This is a genomic window from Desulfovibrio sp. 7SRBS1 (assembly GCF_049723905.1).
Taxonomy (GTDB): Bacteria; Desulfobacterota; Desulfovibrionia; order Desulfovibrionales; family Desulfovibrionaceae.
On record NZ_JBJKFD010000001.1, the window covers coordinates 2,822,857 to 2,842,272 of the forward strand.

Genomic DNA, 19,416 nt, shown 5'->3' on the forward strand with positions numbered 1-19,416 from the left:
GGAATAAAGGAGTGTACCATGTTTTTCGAAGTAATCGTGTCCCTTATCATAGGGGCAGCCATAGGCGCGGCAGCAGGCTATTTTTTCAATAAACAGCTGCAGAACAAGCGCCTAGGTGAAGCCAAAGATCTTGCCGAAAGAATTCTGGAAGAAGCGCGCAAGGATGCCCAGGCGGCCAAAAAAGAAACCTTGCTGCAGGCCCAGGACGAAATTTACTCACAGAAAAAAGAAATGGAGCGCGAGTTCAAGGACCGGGACCGGGCCATGAAGGCCAAAGAGTCCAAACTCGCCGAAAAAGAAGAACGTCTCGAAGACAAACAGGAAAAAACAGTTCAGAAGGAAACCAGCGTTCTCGAACTGGAAAAACGCCTCTCCAAGCTGGAACGCGAACTCGACGACAGGGACGAAACCCTGTCCAAGCGCGAACTCGAACACGAGCACAAGCTGGAAGAAATCTCCGGCCTCACCGCCGAGGAAGCCCGTCAGCGGCTCATGACGGAAATCGAATCGCGTTCGCGTCACGAAGCGGCAAAAATGGTCCGCGCCATTGAAATGGAAGCCAAGGAAACTGGCGACAAAAAAGCCAAGGAAATCCTCGCCCTCTCCATTCAACGCTACGCGGGAGATTACGTTTCCGAACAGACCGTCACCGCCGTGACCCTGCCTTCGGAAGATATGAAAGGTCGCATCATCGGCCGCGAGGGACGCAACATCCGCGCCCTGGAAGCTGCCACCGGCGTCGACCTCATCATCGACGACACGCCGGAAACCGTTATTCTTTCCGCCTACTCCCCCCTGCGCCGGGAAGTCGCGAAGCAGGCCCTGGAGCGCCTCATCACCGATGGACGCATCCACCCCGCCCGCATCGAGGACATTGTCCAGAAGGTGGAGCAGGAAATGGAAGTCAAACTGCGTGAAATCGGTGAACAGGCCACCTTTGACGTGGGTGTGCACGGCATCCATCCCGATCTGGTCCTCCTGCTCGGCCAGCTGCACTACCGCACCAGCTTTTCCCAGAACGTGCTGCAGCACTCCATAGAGGTCGCCTTTTTGTGCGGCGTCATGGCTGCCGAACTTGGGCTGGACGAAAAGCGCGCCAAACGCGCCGGACTCCTGCACGACATCGGCAAGGCTGTGGACCACGAAATCGAAGGGCCCCACGCCGTCATCGGTGCCGACCTGGCCAAAAGGCACAGCGAACCCAAGGATATCGTCAACGCCATTGCCGCGCACCACGAAGACGTCCCCGGCAAGTCCATCCTGGCAACACTGGTCCAGGCTGCCGACTCCCTTTCCGGTGCCCGTCCGGGCGCACGCAAGGAATTGCTGCAGAACTACGTCAAACGCCTTGAGGAACTCGAAGGCATCGCCACCGCATTCGAGGGCGTGTCCAAGGCCTATGCCATCCAGGCAGGCCGCGAAATCCGCGTCATGGTGGATGCCGACAAGGTCAGCGACGACAATACCTATCTGCTCTGTAAGGATATTGCCGGGCAGATCGAAGAAAACCTCACCTACCCCGGTCAGATCAAGGTTACCGTGATACGGGAGAAAAGGTCGGTGGGATTCGCAAAATAAAGCGAAGCATTGCTTCGTCTTCGGACGGGGTCGCTTCTGCAATATTCCACGATACGAACTCCCTTCGGGCTGTCCCGGAGGGAGTTTTCAATTGCCCGGCCATTGCCTGTAACGCCCTGATTTTTTCCCTTTGGGGGCATTAAAATCGTAATAATTCTTGTTTGTTGCCTTTAAAAACGCTTTTCTTCAAAAAACGAGAAAAAAATACTCCTTCCCCCTTGACGATTCGGCCCCCCGTCTTAAATTCTTTCGGTCATTCATTGACAGGCGTGCGGCTTCACCGCACGGAAGTTTTCCAAACACCCGCGATCTCCGTTTGCTGCGGATTTAAGCAGGCGCTATTGACAAGAGCTTTGGCGACTATTAGTTACGGCTACAAGTGATATTGGCACTCACCCCGAAGGACTGCTAACAGCAGGACGACGGGTAAAAAATACGTAAACGATACTACACAGTTACAGGAGATTAACCATGAAACTCACACCGTTGCACGACCGCGTTCTGGTCAAGCGTCTTGAGGAAGAAGAAGTCACTGCCGGCGGCATCATCATCCCCGATGCAGCCAAGGAAAAGCCCATCAAGGGTACCGTGGTAGCTGCTGGTCCCGGCAAAAAAGACGAGCCCATGACCGTTAAAGAAGGCGATCAGGTTCTGTTCAACAAATACGCTGGCACCGAAGTAAAGATCGACGGCGTTGAACACCTGGTTATGCGCGAAGACGACATCCTGGCTGTAATTTCCTAATTATCTGATTTCTCTGGAGGATATATAAATGGCTGCTAAAGAGATTCTTTTCGATACAAAGGCTCGCGACCTGATGAAGCGTGGCGTGGACAAACTGGCCAACGCCGTGAAAGTGACCCTCGGACCCAAGGGTCGTAACGTGGTCATCGAAAAAAGCTTCGGCTCCCCCACGATCACCAAGGACGGCGTAACCGTTGCCAAGGAAATCGAGCTGGAAGACAAGTTCGAGAACATGGGCGCACAGATGGTCAAGGAAGTTGCCTCCAAGACTTCCGACATCGCCGGCGACGGCACCACCACTGCAACCATCCTGGCCCAGGCCGTGTTCAACGAAGGCGTAAAGCTGGTAGCTGCCGGTCGCAACCCCATGGCTATCAAGCGCGGCATCGACAAAGGCGTTGAAGCCATCACCGCCGAACTCGAAAAGCTGGCCAAGCCTACACGCGACCAGAAAGAAATCGCCCAGGTCGGCGCCATTTCCGCCAACAACGACTCCACCATCGGCAACATCATTGCCGACGCCATGAGCAAGGTGGGCAAAGAAGGCGTTATCACGGTTGAAGAGGCCAAGGGCCTGGAAACCACTCTGGACGTCGTGGAAGGCATGCAGTTCGATCGCGGCTACCTCTCCCCCTACTTCGTGACCAATCCGGAAAAGATGGTCTGCGAAATGGAAGATCCGCTGATCCTGATCAACGAGAAAAAGATTTCCAACATGAAGGACCTGCTGCCCGTCCTGGAACAGACCGCCAAGATGAGCAAGCCCCTGGTCATCCTTGCTGAAGACGTTGAAGGCGAAGCTCTGGCTACCCTGGTAGTCAACAAGCTGCGCGGCACCCTGCAGGTTGTTGCTGTCAAGGCCCCCGGCTTTGGCGAACGCCGCAAGGCCATGCTGCAGGACATCGCCATCCTGACCGGCGGAACCGTTGTTTCCGACGATCTGGGCGTGAAGCTGGAAAACGTGACCCTGAACGACCTCGGTACCGCCAAGCGCATCGTGATCGACAAGGACAACACCACCATCGTTGATGGCGCCGGTAATTCCGAAGACATCAAGGGCCGTGTTGCTCAGATTCGTCGCGAAATCGACGAAACTTCCTCCGACTACGATCGTGAAAAGCTCCAGGAACGCCTGGCCAAGATCGTGGGCGGCGTAGCCGTTATCAACGTCGGCGCTGCTACCGAAACCGAAATGAAAGAAAAGAAAGCCCGCGTCGAAGACGCCCTGAACGCCACCCGCGCTGCTGTTGAAGAAGGCATCGTGCCTGGCGGCGGCGTTGCCCTGGTGCGCTGCTCCAAGGCTCTGGACACGGTGAAGCCTTGTGACGACGACGAAGCTGCTGGCGTGAACCTGGTCCGCCGCGCCATCGAAGAACCCCTGCGCCAGATCGCCAACAACGCCGGCCTCGAAGGCTCCATCGTTGTTGAGAAGGTGAAGGAAGAAAAGGACGGCAAGGGCTTCAACGCTGCTACCGGCGAATACGAAGACCTGATCAAGGCTGGCGTTATCGATCCCAAGAAGGTGACCCGCATCGCTCTGCAGAACGCCAGCTCCGTTGCCGGCCTGCTGCTGACCACCGAATGCGCCATCGCTGAAAAGCCCGAACCCAAGTCCGATTCTCCGGCTATGCCCGGCGGAATGGGTGGAATGGGCGGCATGGGCGGAATGTACTAAACCGCTTACGCCTCATTACGCTTTCAAGGCCGCTCTCCGCACGGAGGGCGGCCTTTTTCTTATGGCGCGCAGCTTGGCATACATTTTTCTGCAACAGGCGGCAGAATGGATTTTAAGGCGGCAGGACGCTGTTCTCCGCCCTGCCCTCGCCACGGTCTTGCTCCAGCCCACACGGGTGCCCAACTGCCTTCCAGCTTTTCCAGTCGGCTTCCTCTCTTCCCCGCGCTTTGGCCTGCTCTCCGGGAATGTCTCTCCTGTGACTCCTTTTCTGGGACTCCTTTTCTGGGACTCCTTTTCTGGGACTCCTTTTCTGGTACTCCTCACCGGGAAAACCTTTCCGGGGACGCCTTTCCAGAACAGCAGAACAAGAGCCAGAGTTCCGACACCGCCAGCAGCTGACAGCACGGCCAAGCCGCAGACACAGGAAAGCGGAATGCTCTCATCTTCCCGCCACGCGTCGGAAACCGGGGCTTCCAATACCTGAAGCCATTGCTTGGCATGCAATATGCTTTTCTATCGTGGGGAGAATCGGGAAAGGATAATTTTTCCCGTCAAAAAATTTCACAAGGATATGCCATGAGCATTCAAGGAATCAACGCCTACGGCGGGTACAAGCTCAACCTCAAGGATGCCTTGCAGGGCAAGGAAACGGATTCCACCGAGGAAAGCAAAAAGGCCCTGTTGCAGAGCATGGCCGATGGCACGTCACAGCAGACCAGCAGTCTTTCCATGTCGCAGTCCGCCCTGACCCGGATGCAGACGATTCTGGCCCGGATTCCCAAGGACGAAAACGGCCGCCTGACATTTACCGACGCCAAGCAGTACAAGGAAATGCTGGAAAAGGACTTCCGGGGCACGGTTGCCGAAGGGCTGCGCAAGCTGGGAGTGGACGAGGACGTGGAATTCACCCTGAAGTTGGACCCGGCCACCGGGGAAATGAAGGTGAACTGCGCCACAGAAGACAAGGAAAAAATCGAAGCGTTCTTTGAAGCCAACCCGAAGCTTGTAAAGCAGTTCGAGGAAATCCACACCCTGGAAAGCGCCACCAGCTACGTGGGTCGCAAGGTCTCCACACCGCAGCTGCGCCGGGAAATCCAATTGCAGGCCGCCAGCTTCTGGAACAACCAGAACAGCGACGACATTTTTTCGTCCATGTCTTCGGTTTTCTACAAGTATCAGGCCAGCTCGTTCGCTTCCATGACCGGGCTGAACACGTTCGTATAGGCCCTCTGCAAAACAGTCTGAGCTGCGTGTCAAAAAACAGACACCAGCCGTATGGTACACCGCAAGCAGAGAGCCTTTTTGTTCATCGTCCCTTAATCACGAGGCACCGCCAACCTCCTGGGATTACGCGGCAAACTGCTTATAGAATACAGACGTCCCGTGCAGTTTCCCGTTCGGGCTGGCCGCATAGTTCGGGATAACACCGGCCTTGCTCCAGCCCCTGCGTTCAAACATGGCTTCGGCAGGTGCGCCCTCGTGCGTATCCAGCACCAGAAGGGTGTACCCCTCTTCCCTGCCCGCACTTTCGGCAGCTTCCATCAAAGCACTGGCTATCTTCCGCCCTCTGTGGCTGCGCAGTACGAACAGCTTCCGCACTTCCGCACGGTGCCGTCCGTTCTCCTTTGTGCAGGGCGCAAGCTGGACCGAACCGACAATCTGTTCGTCCTCCACGGCCGTAAAAACAACCAGCCCGTGTGCTGTGGCCGCAAGTTCGGCCCGCCAATAATCGGATGCCGTTTCCATGGACAGCGGCGACAAAAAACCTACGGACGCACCGCCCTCCACCGAATCTATCAACAAATCGCACAGCTCCCGGAACTCCTGGGGGTTCGCGGAGCTTATCCGGCGTATTTCTACCACGCCTTCCTCCCTTTACTGTCTGTTCAATAATTTCAGAATCTCAGCTGTCAGACTCTCACAAGGAACGTGAACCAAAAACTTCATTCTCAAAGAAAAATTCAAGTCCCATCCATAATGGGACGCAGGGCATGGGCTTTCCGATGCTACGTCGCTCGCGGCTTCTCCTGCTCTCGCCGCCCAGCGTCCGGTCCATACGCCGCACCGCGTATGTTCCAAGGCCGGTCCTATTTTTGCCCGCCGTACTGAATGTGTCGAAAAATAATATCGCGGACGGACTCGGCCACCGTCCCCCGTTATGAGGGGGGAGGAATGGAAGCGACCGCCTGCCCGTCCGGGGTCCGGCACAGGTCCACACGGACGACAAAACCGTGGAGAGGTACTTCCACGGCTTTTTTTATCAGGTCGGCACGCAGCGAACAGCAAAGCAGCTCCTCGCCCTTTATCCGGAACCGTGCAGAGCCTGCCGGGCTGCTGCCCATCTTTTCAAAAAACATGAAGCCGGGCGAACAGTCACTCACGGCTGCACTACGGATTGCAACCATCGAGAGTAGGCGCAAGCCGTGGGATAAGCAAGCTTCGGCTCAATTCTGCCGCCGTCGTGCGCAAGAAAATATGCCAGGGGAAAACCTGGCTGGATGCATGCCGGAGCACGGCCCCGATCCGGCCTGTCAGATGTGGAAAAAAGGAGGAAAACAAGGCAGGAAAGCCCAAGCCAGGCGTGCAGTAACGACAACGCGGCTCAAAACAAAACCGCTGTCGGAGTGATGCCGTAAGGAATGAAAGGCTGTGGTGCGGCTAACAGCCTATTACAATGGGAGTAAAGAAGTGTATCCCGCACAGCCCCTGCTGCGTCCAGACAACTTCGCCTTCACGCGAGGTCAGGAGGTGATGCATGGATTCGGGGAAATTATCCAGAACAACCACATCGCCCGGGGCAATGCCTTCCACTTCCGGATCCAGGGAAATGTCCAGAAGAATTCCGGTAGCGCTTATATTACGGGGGACGCACAGGACGCGTGTGTCACTGTCCAGGTGCAGCAGGCAAAAGTCCACTGCAAGGGGAATGCGGGTCGCTGCTCTTCGTTCTCCGGCCATGTCAGCCTCCCGGCTTGCGGCAGGATGAAAAAACGCCCCGGAAAGAGGCCCTCCTGCCCGAGTGTAACAACACTCTTGCACGGCAGGATGCGGCCAGCCATTATTTTTTCAAGGCTTGGAGGAGACGATCCCCGAATTCCTGCTTGCGCCATCCGGCCAGCCGTTCGGGCATGATGGTATCGTCCGTGACTCCCTGCAGGTAGTTCTTGGCCAGTTCGGTCAGGCAGCGACGCCGGGCCACAAGCTCTGTGGGCAGGGCCAGCCGTTCGGCCTCTTCCTGCACAATGGGCTTGAGCCGCTCGACGATCTTGCCGATCTTGCGGGGATTGGGCGGTTTGGGCAGTTCTTCCGGACAGGCCTCGAGAGGCAGTTCCAGAGCGTCCCGGATACGTCCGGTGATGTCCTTGCCGTGTTTGCGCACGATGGACGGACGAACATCCGTAATAACGGAGAGCGCACGGAGGCTGCGGGGCTTCTTGTCCGCAATGCTCCGCACCACCTTGTTCTTCATAAGAAAATTTCGGGGAAGATCGCTGGCTGCGGCCATGCATTCGCGCCATTCAAAGAGCGACTTCAGCACGGCCAGATCGCGTCCCTTGTACTGCCAAGCATACCCCAGGGTCGTGTAGTATTCGTCCGGGGTAATCTCCGCGCAGGCTTCGCGGCGCAGAATGTCCATCTCCTCTTCCACCCAGGTGATGCGGCCCATGTCCTTGAGCTGCTTGACCAGACGGGCGTAGATGGGGATGAGGCAGGCCACGTCCATGGCCGCGTATTTGACCTGGCTGGACGTCAGAGGCCGCTTCAACCAGGCAGACCGGGTCTCGCCCTTGTCCAGCTCCACATCCAGAACAGCCTGCACAAGCCCCTGATACCCAATCTGAAAGCCGTGGCCGCAATAGGCGGCCGCAACCTGTGTATCAAAAATGGGGCCGGGAGGAGTTCCGCAGAGAAAAGAAAGGACTTCCAGGTCTTCGTCGCAGGAATGGAAGATCTTGAGCACGTCCTGACTTGTCAGGACTTCCGCCAACGGCTCCAGGGTTTCCAGGGCCAGCGGGTCGATCAAATAGATCTCCTTCCAGGTAGACACCTGGATGAGACCGAGCTTTGGGAAAAAATTTCGCGTCCGGACGAATTCGGTATCCATGCCGATGATTCCGGCATTGAGCATGGAGCTGCAGGCTTTGTTCAGAGCCTGGGCAGTCTCCACCATCACAGGAGCCACGTTGCGGTCTGTGACTGTAAACTCTTTGATACGCAAGGAGTGGAAAGAGGCGAATGTCCGACGGACGGCTTGGTACAATCTAGTAACGTTCACGAAGGCGGCTTATACTCCTGCATTGGCGGATTGCCAAGTCATATTGCAGTCAAAATTGCATCTTATCATGGCAAAAAACGCCTATTCGGGCCTGTTTTTCCCAAAACACCCCTTCTGGCTGGCCCACAGAGGTGTCTACAGACGTGTCTGTTCGCCCCCCTTCCCTTTGCATGGCACATCTGCCCATGGAACTTCTCAGCCTGCTGTCGTGCCCCTTTCAACATTAAATGTCCCTGAGAATTGGCCTGTTGTCTGCCCCCCATGTGCGCCACCGTCCGGAAGTACCATGTCCCACAACTGTGCCGCAAAGTGTGTCATCCTCCTTGCGGGGTACGCCAGGACCGTCTTGCCCCAAGGATTTTTTTGCGGTATGCACCAGATTCCGTGGCGGATTTTTTTTAGAAACGACGAATACGGAGAAGAGACATGTCCTTTTTCTGGTTTTTCCTTGGGCTGGGATTGACTATTTTCGTGCTCCGTTCCCTGCAGAACTCTGCCGAAGACGTATAAAGCGCACTTTTTTCGAGTCCGGAAGGGGCCTGCCTCTTTCGGACCTTTTCCGCGCCTGTGCCCATTCTGGGGCCACCTCCCTGGCAATTTCCCATTGCCGGGAGTTTTGATTTCGTAACATTTTAGAGCTACCATGCTTTCTGTCATTGCTTCGGGCAATGAGCAGGGGGTTTTTTCGTGATACTCGGTTTCTTTTGCATCGTTATTCTCATCTTTCTCGCACTGAGCCTGCTTTCCTACACAAACATCAAAAGATACTACGCGAAACGCGTGGGCGATTTGGAGTCTCGGTACGAAAGCCTGGAAAATCAGTACGACCAGGTACAGTCCGCCCTCACCAGGGAACAGGGCAAAACCACAAGACAGTCCAAAAGACTTTCGGAAATGTCTCTGGCGCTTGCGGAACGGGAAAAATTTATCCGCCTCATCCTGCCAAACCACGGGATCACACCGCTGGAAATCCTGCGCATGAAGGGCATGGTCAGCGAAGATGCCATTCGAAATGCCCGGGACTATATTGTGAAGTCCCAAATTATAAAAGACGTGGAAGACGTTCTTGTGGAACAAAACATCATCAATCCCATCCAGCTTCAGGAAACACGCGAAATCATCCGGCGCTTCAACAACCGCCGCCGCCCCACCAGGGACCACCCCACGCAGTAGAAAGGGGCGGCAGATTGTCGGCAAATTCCTTCGCACCAACGCTTCCTGGGCTCCCACTTGCCTTCAACCCCCAGTACGGGCTAAGCTTATAGGATACCACGCGAAGCGAACACGTCGGTCGCTCCGCAATCTCCCGATATCGCGTCCCGCAACGTCAGTTTCACAAAGTAGAAAGACCGACAAGCGCGATACAAAGAAGCGACCCGAGGAGCCCTGAAATGGTAGGAGCAAAAACAATTCGTGAGCACGTGGCACGGGCCAAGGCCTATGCCAGCCGCTTTGAGATTCTCAAGACTCTCAGCTCGCTCTGCGATGCCCTCAAGCTTCTCAATACCAGCAAGGTCTTTGGACGCGAAAAATTCGAAATCGAAATCCTCATCGACGAAGTGCTGCGCACCTTAAGCGGCATGCCACAGCTCAAAAGCATCTTTCCCAACGGCCTGAGCCTAAAAAAAGGCCAGGAAGCCCAGCTCTACAAGACCCTCCGCACAGTGCACGACAAGATACAGTCGGCCATTGAAAAAGCGGAAATGGAAAAGATGCGCGCCTACAAGCTCTCCATCGACAAGGCCATCCTGACCGCCCAAAAATTCCTCGACGAAGAAAATTTCGCAGATGCCAAACGCATCTTCCGCAAGGCCGCAGACAAATTCGCAGACGAACCCGGCATAGACCAGGATATCGGCGGACGCCTCCTTCGCGCCGGACAGGCCAAGGACGCACTGGAATACCTCGAAACAGCCATAGAAAAAGACTCCAGAGACGCGCGCCCCTACACGCACTTGGTTATGGCCTACGAAATGCTCGGCGAACTCGACAAGGGCATTGAACTCACCAAGGACGCCCTGCGCAACTTCGGCCCCAACGACCGCACCTACCTCATCCAGGCCCGGCTCTTCTTCAAGCTGAAAAAATGGGACGAAGCCTTCGATGCCGCAGAAGCCGCACTCGCCATCAACCCGCTGGCAAACAGCGCGCAAAAGATCATCGACAAGGTCAAGCCGCGCATCTTCGGCAAAGGCAAAGGCGTCTCCCAGGTAAAAGGCAAGGACGGCAGGGAAAAGAAGGTCTATACCTTCGATTTGTGAGCGGGGCGCCGCCCCGCACCCCGCCAGGGGCATGATGCCCCTGGACCCGCGCTTCGAGCGGCACAACCAAGGCCCGGTACAACAAGCTCCGCTTGTATGTCCGGGCCTTGGTTGTGCCGCTCGGGGGGACCTTAAAACGAAATTATTACCGGTCAGCTGTAACGAATCTTGTCTTTCTTGCCCTTACCAGCATTTCCGCAGGCGGTTCAAAAAGGGTTGAGAGCTTCCCCGCAGGGCGGGAGAATGGTGTAAGAGCAAGGCGCCAGGGAAATTCAATCGCGACGTGTACTCTTCTGTACACAAGCGATTTGAATTTCCCGCAGCAACGCAGCTATTGCGCCATTATCGGCCCTGTCGTGTACACGAGCGCCTTGGATTGCTGCGGCAACGCAGCTATCGGCCTTTTTTCAGCCGCCTACCCCCATATCGCAGGCGGTTCAAAAAAGATTGAGAGCAAGGCGCAAAGGTGAAACAAAAGCGAAGTGTACTCTTCTCGTACACGAGCGCCTTGTTTAAACTGCGGCAACGCAGCTATTGCGCCATTATCGTCCCTGTCGCGTACACGAGCGACTTGGATTGCTGCAGCAACGCAGCTATTGCGCCATTATCTCGCCCTGCGCCTACCTTATTTGAACAATAAGATCCTGTAGGTTGCCCGCCTGCGCCGCAATATCCCGTATGGACCTGGCCGAATGGTTCATACCGTCCGTGGTTTCGCTGGCAATGCGCTTCACCTCGTCCATGCTCATGTTGATCTGCTCGTGGGCCGCGGATTGTTCTTCCGAGGCCCTGGCAATGGAATGAACCTGGCCCGCGGTTTCCTTGGAAAGGCCGACGATTTCACCCAACGTTTCACCCGAGCGGTTGACCAGTTCGGTGGCTTCCTCAATGGCGACCACCGCGGTGTTTGTATTATCTATGTTCACGGTAGCAACGCGCTGGATGGCGCTGATGCTTGAAGAGACTTCCTTGGTGGCGACCATGGTCTTTTCCGCCAGTTTGCGCACTTCGTCCGCGACAACCGCGAACCCGCGTCCGGCATCGCCCGCCCTGGCCGCTTCAATGGCCGCATTGAGCGCAAGCAGGTTGGTCTGGTCGGCTATGTCGTTGATGACGCCGATGATGGAGCCGATGTCCTTGGCCTGCTTGCCGAGTTCCTGCATGTTCATCTGCAGTTCGCTGGAAAGATTGTGCACCCTGCGGATGGCTGCCACGGAATCCTCCACCACCTGCGCGCCTTCGGCCGCTTTCTGTTCGGACTTTTCCGCGCTGGTGGCGGCTTCGTTTGCGCTGCGGGCCACTTCCAAAAGCGTGTCGTTCATCTGCGCCATGGCAATGGATGTCTGCATGATGCGCTCGGTCTGCATTTCCGCACCCAGAGTTACCTGGGCAACCTGCTCCTTGAGCTGGTTGGAGTCCTTGTTCACAAACTGCGAAATGGTCTCGGCCTCTTTGGCGACACGGGCAAAAATATCGTTCTGCGAACTTATCTGCGCTTCCTTTTGCCGGATGTCCGTAAGGTCCGTAAGCAGGGCAAAGGAACCGGTGACATTGCCGTCCAAATCATACAGCGGCGCGGCATCCTGCCGCACGTTGCGTGAGGCTCCGCACACGCCCACAATGGTCTGCTCCACATTGCATATAGAGCGCTTCTGCTCAAAGCACTTCTGGGTCAGCGTGGTTTCTTCCTTGGTTCTGCGCAGCAGGTCGGAAGCCTGCCAGCCAATGAAATCCCGTGCATCATTGTCGTATTCCATCAGCCGCAGCAGAGGTTCGTTCACAAACGTCACTCTGTTGTCCGTATCCGCCACGAGGCAGGGGATGGTCATGTTCTTGAGGATGCCGTCGGAAAATCCCAGCTTCTGCTTGAGTTCCCCGACCATGGAAAGAATATGGTCGCCCAGAATGCGCATCTCCGCCTTGAGCGACGAGGTCAGCTGGGCCTGAAAATTCCCTTCCGCCACTTCCTTGAGATAGGCGGTGATGGCGGACAGAGGCCGGACCAGTTCGCGCCGCACAACGAACAGCGTGAGGAGCACCACGCCGATTGCGGTAATAAGCCCCATGATGATGGCCGCCCGGATGAGCGAATTGACCGCGCCAAAGGCCTCGGAGGTTTCCACCTCGGCAATGAGGGCCCAGGTGACGCCGTCGATGGTCACCGGCCGATAGGCCGCCAGCACGTCATTGCCCCGGTAGTCTTTTGCCAGTTCCGAACCGATTTCTCCGCTGTTGGCCTTGTGCACGGTATCGGTTTTGACCGCACCGAGATCCGGATTGTGAAACGAGGCGCTGACCGAATGGTTGGCGGGATCGAGATAGGAATCCGACCGCATGAGCATGTCCGGCCCCACCAGATAGGTTTCCCCGGTTTCTCCCATGCCGGAGCGCTGTTTCATAACCGCGTTGATCTGCTTGAGGTTCAGGCGGAGTATGGCCACCCCTTCCACGGCATCGCCCGTATGGTTGTAGACCGGAGCGGCAATAAAGGCATTGGGCTGGCCGTGCAAAAGCGGATACGGCTTGAAATCCACAAACGAGACCTTGCCTTCCTTGGCCTCTGCCCAGGCCTTGTGCAGGGCTGTATCCTTCAGCAGCCCCTTTTCGCCCACGTTCTTGCCCATTTCCTCGCCCCGCTTGGCGGAAACAAGCACCCAGCCGTAATCGTCCACCAGCATGGCGTCGCCGTAGCCAAGCACGTCCACGAACGGTTCAAACGCGCCGATGATATTGTCCACCGTACCGACATAATCCTCGGCCTTGACGTCAAAGGTCTTGTCTTCGTCCACGCCGTAGGCGTAGTCGCGCAGCATACCCAGAGCGTGAAAGACGCCTTTGTTCGCACCAAATATCCTTACCTCGTTGGCCCACATTTTTCCCAGCTCTTCCAGAGACTTTGCCCGGCCGTCGCGCACGGCCTCCAATTGCATGAACGCCTGATGCGTCAGGCTGTCGGCAGCCTTGTGCACGCTGTAAAATCCCATCAGGAAGAGTGGGCACAGGCCTATGAACAGGCAGAATGTAATCAGCTTGGCCTTGAGGCTCATTGTATGCTTCCCCGTAATATCGTCTTTGCCGAACCGTTCAGAAAGAGCGCTTTCTCCGGGCACCGGCAGTTGCATTCACGTTTTGTTACGAGGTACATCACCAAGGTTTCCAAACTGTTACAATGAGTCCCCCGCACGGGGCGATGCGGTTGTGAACGTGTTAAAGTTTCGCGTCGCTTGTCCCGGCTTCCTTTTGGTTCCCCGTGAAACAATTCCCCGGCAGCCGGCACAAAACCAAGCCCCAAAGCCCGCTGCCATCCGCGGCAAACAGGCAGACACCTGCTGCCTTTCCCAACGGCTTCACACGCTCCGCAATCAGTGCCGGGTTTTCATGCAAACAGACAATCCCCTGGGAAAGCACTCCCTTTTGCACGACAACTCGGCAAAATCTTGTTACAGGTAATGCACACTGGATCTAAACAAGACGAAAGCACACCCTCATTGCACCGAAAGGATGTCGCCATGCGTTCCGTCCGCCCTATCCCGTTCGTCTGCGCGCTGACCTTGTTCGCGCTTCTTTCATTGTCTTCCGCGCATTGCGCACAACCCGAAAAAGGTTCGCCTGCGCCCGTTGTTCTCGGCATATCCGCCGCATTCAGTGGTCCGTCAAAAAATCTCGGCATAGAACTGTACCGCGGGGCCATGGCCTATTTTACCCACGTCAACGACACCGGCGGGTTGTTCAACAAAAAAATCGTCACCCTGACCAAAAACGACGGATACAATCCAACACCCGCCGTTCTCAATACCAAGGAATTCATAGACAACCCGGACGTGCTCCTGCTGTTCAATTATGTGGGCACGCCAACGGTTACCCGCATCCTTCCCCTGCTGAAAATTTACGACAAGCAGGACATCTTTCTTTTCTTCCCTTTTTCCGGAGCCCAGACTTTGCGGGAAAATCCCTTTTCCAAATACGTGTTCAACCTGCGCGACTCCTACAGGCAGGAAACCAAGGCGCTGGTGGACAAGTTCGTGGAACTGGGGTGCAAGCGCATTGCGGTCTTTTACCAGGCCGATGCCTACGGGCGCAGCGGATGGAGCGGCATACGGCGGGCCTTGAAAGCACACGGGCTGGAATTGGCGGGCGAAGCGACCTACCACCGGGGCACTCCCTTTTCCGAAAGTCTGATCAAACAGGCGTTTCTCATCCGCGACGCCAAACCCGACGCCATTATTTCCGTGGGGTCCTACGAAGCCTGTGCCGCCTTTATACGCGACGCACGGGACGTGGGGCTGGACGCCCCCATTGCCAATCTCAGCTTTGTGGGCAGCGAAAGCCTGCTCCACCTGCTGGAAACGCTCTCCAATCGCCTCAAGCGCGACTATCTGAAAAAACTCATCAACACCCAGGTGGTGCCCTGCTATATGGACACACGATTGCCCGCAGTGCGCGAGTACCGCGAGTTGATGGAAAAGTATGCGGATACGCCGATACCTGTGGAGCCGGAAGGATACGTGCCGCAAAAATACAGCTTTGTGAGCTTTGAAGGATTTCTCAACGCCAAGACGCTGGTGGAAGTCATCCGACGATACGGCAAAATCCCGACGCGGGCTGAAGTGCCCGAAATGATGTATCAGGCCGGGTCTTTCGACATCGGCATAGGCTCGCCCATCCACTTTGCTCCGGACAAGCACCAGGGGCTGCAGACCGTCTACTTTACCACTGTAATCAACGGTGAATTCATGCCGCTTACGGATTGGTCGCCATGGAAAAAGTAAAAATCTCCAGCCTGCACAAACAGTCGTTCATTATCCTGTTCCTGCTTTTCGGCGTTGTTGCCATAGCCACATCCGTGCTTTCGGCCTGGACACTGAACGAACGCATGCGTTCGGAGTTCATCAGCAAGGGCGAAACCATTGCCAGCAGCATAGCCAACATCAGTGCGGAAATACTGCTGGAACGCGATCCGGCCACGATCCAGTCCATCATTGATGAATACCTGAAGATCAACGGCACGGCCTACGTGTTCGTGCGCGGGCATACCGGGGAAATCATCGCCCATACCTTTGTTCCCAGCGTCCCGCCCATTGTGCAGGACATACCCATCTCCCCCATGCCGCAGGTCCGGACCATAACCATCGGCCCACACTCCTACTTCGACGTTTCGTGCCCCATCCTGGCAGGTGTGGCAGGCGCGGTCCACGTGGGCATGGACAAGGCCCTCATCCACTCCTACATCGTCAACGCCATCATCAAACAGCAGGCGCTGATGTTCTGCATTTTTCTCATCAGCCTCATCATTTTGTTCGCATTGGTGGGGCGGGTCTCCAAACCGCTTACCCAGCTTACCATATATGCCCAGCGGCTGGCGGCGCACGAATTCGAAGCCAGGGTGAACATCAGATCTTCCGACGAGGTCGGCATTCTTGCCCGGTCCATGCAGTCCATGGGCCAGGAACTCTCCACCCTTATCTCGGGGCTGGAACGGGCCGTGGAAAACGCCACCCTGGAACTGCAGGACACACTGCAATACATGCAGTCCATCATCGACAACCTGGGCGACGGGCTGCTGGTGACCGACCTGGAGGGGAATATCTCCCGCTTCAACCCGGCATTGCTGCGCATGTACGGCTTCATGGACGATGAAGACCTTACCGGAAAAAACGTCAGGCTGATGCTGCCGCCTGATATTGCCTCGATCACGGAAGCCATCAAAGACGACAGCCAGAGACAACTCACAGCGGAAGTCGGACTGGCCGACGGCAGTACGGGCAAGGCCCTGGCAACCTCCATCCAGCGGACGAGCACCGGCCACTCGTACAACCGTCACCATGCCGGTGCGGTTATTCTGATACGCGACATCACCGCGGAAAAAGAAATCGACCGCATGAAGACCGATTTCATATCCACGGTGTCGCACGAGCTGCGCACCCCCCTCACCTCGGTCCTCGGCTTTGCCAAGATCATCCAGAAGAAGCTGGAAACCATCATGCTGCCGCCCCTGGCCGGGATGAGCCCGAAAATAGACAAGACCTGCATCCAGGTGGCCGACAACATCAACATCATTGTTTCCGAGGGCGAACGCCTTACCGAACTCATCAACGACGTGCTGGACATCTCCAAGATGGAGGCCGGCAAGGTGGAATGGCGCATGCAGCGCTCAGACATCGGCGAGATCATCAGCCAGGCCATGGCCAGCACCAAGTCGCTGTTTGAACACAAGGAGCTGGAACGGCGCATTGAACTGGCCGCCGACCTCCCTCCCGTTCGCATAGACAGAGCCCGCTTCATGCAGGTTATGATCAATCTGCTTTCCAATGCCGTAAAATTCACCTCGTCAGGACGTGTTCTGGTAAAGTCCACCCACGAAAACGGCCTTATCCAGGTGTGCGTGGAAGACACCGGCTCCGGCATTGCGGAACGCGACAGCAAACGGATTTTCGACCGCTTCAAGCAGGCCGGGGACACCCTTACGGAAAAGCCAAAAGGCACAGGGCTGGGCCTGCCCATCTGCAAGCATATCGTGGAAACCCACGGCGGCCAGATATGGGTTGAAAGCATTGTGGGCCAGGGCAGCTCCTTCTACTTCACCATCCCGGCGGAGCGCAGCAAGAGACAATCCGCACTTGCTTCCTCTGCCAAGCCGGACACCTCGCTGCCCCCCATTCTCAAGACCGCATCACGGCCCAAAAGAACAACACTGGCTAAAATTCTCGTGGTGGACGACGACCCGTCCATTCTCTCCTACCTTACACAGCTCATCGGCGAGGAAGGCTTCGAGGTCATCTCCGCCGTGGATGGAGTGCAGGCCCTTTCCCTGGCTGGCCGGGAACTCCCCGACCTCATCACCATGGACCTTATGATGCCCGGCATAGACGGCGGGACGGTCATCGCCCGGCTACGCCAGGACGAACGCACCCGGCGCATCCCCATACTGGTCATCACCGCGCTGCACCTGCACCATACCTTTGGCGCCGATGCCTCCCTGATAAAACCCATCAACGAAAACGAACTGATAGAAACCATCCACGGGCTGCTGCACGGCGACCGCATGAGCGCCAAACCCTGCCTGGTGCTCACCTCCGACGGCGTGCGCCCCCAGGACGACCTGCTTATGATTTGCCCGGGCAAGATCGTCTACTGCCGGCAGGAAGAAGTCAGCCGCCGCCTGGGAGAAGGATTCGAAGGAACCATCTTCGTGCCCTCCTTCATGGCCAAGGAAATGGACCTCAATACCTTGGCCGGGAACGACCGGGTTCAGGTGGTGCTCTTACCGGAGCCTTATTAGAGGGGGCGGCGCGCAAAAAGCACGATAGCGGCGTTGCTGCGGAAAATTCAGATCGCTTGTGTACAAAAGAGTACACGTCGCGGCGGAATTTCCCTGGCGCCTTGCTCTCGCACCTTTTGCACACCGCCTCGAAATTGGGCTGTAGGGGAAAAACAAAAAAAGAAGCAGTACGTTATTAAAAAACAGGTTCCATTAGTTGTCTGCTTTTTCTATGTGAGTATCCCAAAGAAAAATTGCCAATGTGGAGGCCATTCCCACAACAAGTCGAGCATGACGTGGTCCAAGCCCCCGAGTACCAGCCTTCTTACCATGACCGGAGCCGTATGCATTTCTTAACTCTGCCATATGATGAGTTATTGCCGATAGGCTCCCAAGAACTTTCTTAATGGTGTCAGCAGCCTTCGCCTCATTAGGAATACCTTTAGGACTCAAAGACAACAGCTTTGCCACTTGCCCGGTGAGCTGATTAATGTTGGCCTCATCAGGATTTTCGTTCGTTCGCTGAAAAATAATTGTTTTACAGAGAGACTCAATAAGTTCTTTACTTGCGCCTATAGCGAGCCCTGGGTCCGTTTCAATGGCTGACTCCATTGTCTTAATCTTAAGACTCAACTGGAACTCATCGATTTCAGTCAGGTAGCCTTTTGCTTTTTGGATCACAGGATTCTCTAAAATCCCCACTTCACGGCTCGAAAAAACGGGCTTTCCAGACAATTGTTTAATCTCTTCAAGCTGATAGCCATCGTGTTTTAAATATGAATTCAGTTCAGTGTAAATTTTCATGGTTTCATTAACATCTGGACGGACCGCAGGGTGAAGCATTTCACATAAAAAACGTAAAAATACCTCATCATCTCCATCCATTAAGCCGAACCTAGAATCGAAAAAAATCCAATCATCATCCCAATCGTCGTTGTTTATTCTATGCTGGAAAATGTCACCGTAAGCATTATTGAAACGATCGTCAGTAGAGCTCATTGTTTCCAAATTGTAGATTCGCTGTAGAAAGTCAGGCTCACTTAACCTTCCTGCCCAATTGATCGCCTCAACTGAAATAAAATCAATAATATCCCTACGAGTAAGATCTGAAATTTTATTTTTTTCACAAGTCTTTCGATCTTCCATATCCCCTCCAATATTTGCGTTTAAGCAATATACGAATAGAGAAATCCAAATCAAAGTCTTATTTGTAATGTAAAGGTATCCAACGAAGGGGGAATACGCCTAGTGACGGGGATAACTACGAAAATTATCTTTTAGACCTATAAAAAAGCCCCAAGGTTTCCCCTGGGGCTTTATTCTTTCATTTGGTCTGTCCCGCTCTACCCCAATTCACCGCAGGCGGTTCAAAAAGGGTGGAGAGCAAGGCGCTAGGGAAATTCAATCGCGACGTGTACTCTTCTGTACACAAGCGATTTGAATTTTTCGCGGCAACGCAGCTATCGGCCCTTTTCAGCCGCCTGCTGCGGCAACACGGCTATCGGCTCTTTCCCAGCCGCCTGCTGCGGCAACGCGGCTATCGGCAAAAAATTCCACATGTGAAGAACAGCTCCTGGTGCCGGCCTTCCAGCGTATTGGCTGTTCGTTGAACAGAGTGCCTGGT

The 19,416-nt window shown here is 55.5% G+C and carries 14 protein-coding genes; 8 read left to right on the forward strand and 6 right to left on the reverse strand.

Annotated features, from left to right (window positions below; translation table 11 throughout):
• Positions 1 to 18 precede the first annotated feature (18 nt).
• From rny to ACI0FJ_RS12785, 4 genes are all read left to right on the forward strand, one after another.
• A complete protein-coding gene (gene rny / locus ACI0FJ_RS12770) occupies positions 19 to 1,578 on the forward strand; it encodes a ribonuclease Y (protein ID WP_424304085.1) in 1,560 nt (519 codons plus the stop codon).
• 471 nt (positions 1,579 to 2,049) lie between these two features.
• Positions 2,050 to 2,322: a co-chaperone GroES gene (locus ACI0FJ_RS12775; RefSeq protein ID WP_424304087.1), complete on the forward strand. Its 273-nt coding sequence runs from the start codon at positions 2,050 to 2,052 to the stop codon at positions 2,320 to 2,322.
• A 28-nt stretch (positions 2,323 to 2,350) separates the two neighbouring features.
• Positions 2,351 to 3,997 carry a chaperonin GroEL gene (gene groL, locus ACI0FJ_RS12780; RefSeq protein WP_424304090.1) on the forward strand — a complete coding sequence of 549 codons (1,647 nt, stop codon included), beginning with the start codon at positions 2,351 to 2,353 and terminating at the stop codon, positions 3,995 to 3,997.
• A gap of 576 nt (positions 3,998 to 4,573) precedes the next feature.
• Positions 4,574 to 5,221 (forward strand): hypothetical protein, encoded by a 648-nt coding sequence (locus tag ACI0FJ_RS12785; protein WP_424304093.1) that lies wholly within the window; start codon positions 4,574 to 4,576, stop codon positions 5,219 to 5,221.
• A 123-nt stretch (positions 5,222 to 5,344) separates the two neighbouring features.
• On the opposite strand, the gene ACI0FJ_RS12790 is transcribed toward ACI0FJ_RS12785, so the two are convergent.
• The 4 genes from ACI0FJ_RS12790 to rnd all read right to left on the reverse strand — a co-directional run bounded on the left by ACI0FJ_RS12790 (position 5,345) and on the right by rnd (position 8,273).
• Positions 5,345 to 5,860 (reverse strand): GNAT family N-acetyltransferase, encoded by a 516-nt coding sequence (locus ACI0FJ_RS12790; RefSeq protein ID WP_424304095.1) that lies wholly within the window; start codon positions 5,858 to 5,860, stop codon positions 5,345 to 5,347.
• 293 nt (positions 5,861 to 6,153) lie between these two features.
• Positions 6,154 to 6,378, reverse strand: a complete 225-nt coding sequence (locus ACI0FJ_RS12795) for a hypothetical protein (RefSeq protein ID WP_424304098.1) — start codon at positions 6,376 to 6,378, stop codon at positions 6,154 to 6,156.
• Positions 6,379 to 6,655: 277 nt separating this feature from the next.
• Complete coding sequence (locus ACI0FJ_RS12800) at positions 6,656 to 6,955, reverse strand: PilZ domain-containing protein (protein ID WP_424304100.1); 300 nt, start codon at positions 6,953 to 6,955, stop codon at positions 6,656 to 6,658.
• Between the two features lie 100 nt (positions 6,956 to 7,055).
• The gene (rnd, locus tag ACI0FJ_RS12805; RefSeq protein ID WP_424304103.1) at positions 7,056 to 8,273 is read right to left on the reverse strand and encodes a ribonuclease D; all 1,218 of its coding nucleotides are present in this window, start codon (positions 8,271 to 8,273) and stop codon (positions 7,056 to 7,058) included.
• Positions 8,274 to 8,960: 687 nt separating this feature from the next.
• On the opposite strand from rnd, the gene ACI0FJ_RS12810 reads away from it, so the two are divergent.
• Together ACI0FJ_RS12810 and ACI0FJ_RS12815 are read left to right on the forward strand one after the other, a co-directional pair.
• Entirely contained in the window at positions 8,961 to 9,446 is a 486-nt protein-coding gene (locus tag ACI0FJ_RS12810; RefSeq protein ID WP_424304106.1) for a hypothetical protein, read from the forward strand.
• 218 nt (positions 9,447 to 9,664) lie between these two features.
• Positions 9,665 to 10,534: a tetratricopeptide repeat protein gene (locus ACI0FJ_RS12815; RefSeq protein ID WP_424304109.1), complete on the forward strand. Its 870-nt coding sequence runs from the start codon at positions 9,665 to 9,667 to the stop codon at positions 10,532 to 10,534.
• Between the two features lie 620 nt (positions 10,535 to 11,154).
• Here the strand turns inward: ACI0FJ_RS12815 and ACI0FJ_RS12820 are convergent.
• On the reverse strand, positions 11,155 to 13,581 hold the full coding sequence (locus tag ACI0FJ_RS12820; protein ID WP_424304112.1) for a methyl-accepting chemotaxis protein: 2,427 nt from the start codon (positions 13,579 to 13,581) through the stop codon (positions 11,155 to 11,157).
• Positions 13,582 to 14,043: 462 nt separating this feature from the next.
• Between ACI0FJ_RS12820 and ACI0FJ_RS12825 the strand changes: the two genes are divergently transcribed.
• Entirely contained in the window at positions 14,044 to 15,303 is a 1,260-nt protein-coding gene (locus tag ACI0FJ_RS12825; protein WP_424304115.1) for an ABC transporter substrate-binding protein, read from the forward strand.
• Positions 15,291 to 17,813, forward strand: a complete 2,523-nt coding sequence (locus ACI0FJ_RS12830) for an ATP-binding protein (protein WP_424304118.1) — start codon at positions 15,291 to 15,293, stop codon at positions 17,811 to 17,813. Before ACI0FJ_RS12825 ends, ACI0FJ_RS12830 begins: the two co-directional genes overlap by 13 nt.
• Before the next feature lie 192 nt (positions 17,814 to 18,005).
• Here the strand turns inward: ACI0FJ_RS12830 and ACI0FJ_RS12835 are convergent, their stop codons facing one another.
• Positions 18,006 to 18,938, reverse strand: coding sequence for an abortive infection family protein (locus ACI0FJ_RS12835; protein WP_424304121.1), 933 nt, complete (start codon positions 18,936 to 18,938; stop codon positions 18,006 to 18,008).
• Positions 18,939 to 19,416 lie beyond the last annotated feature (478 nt).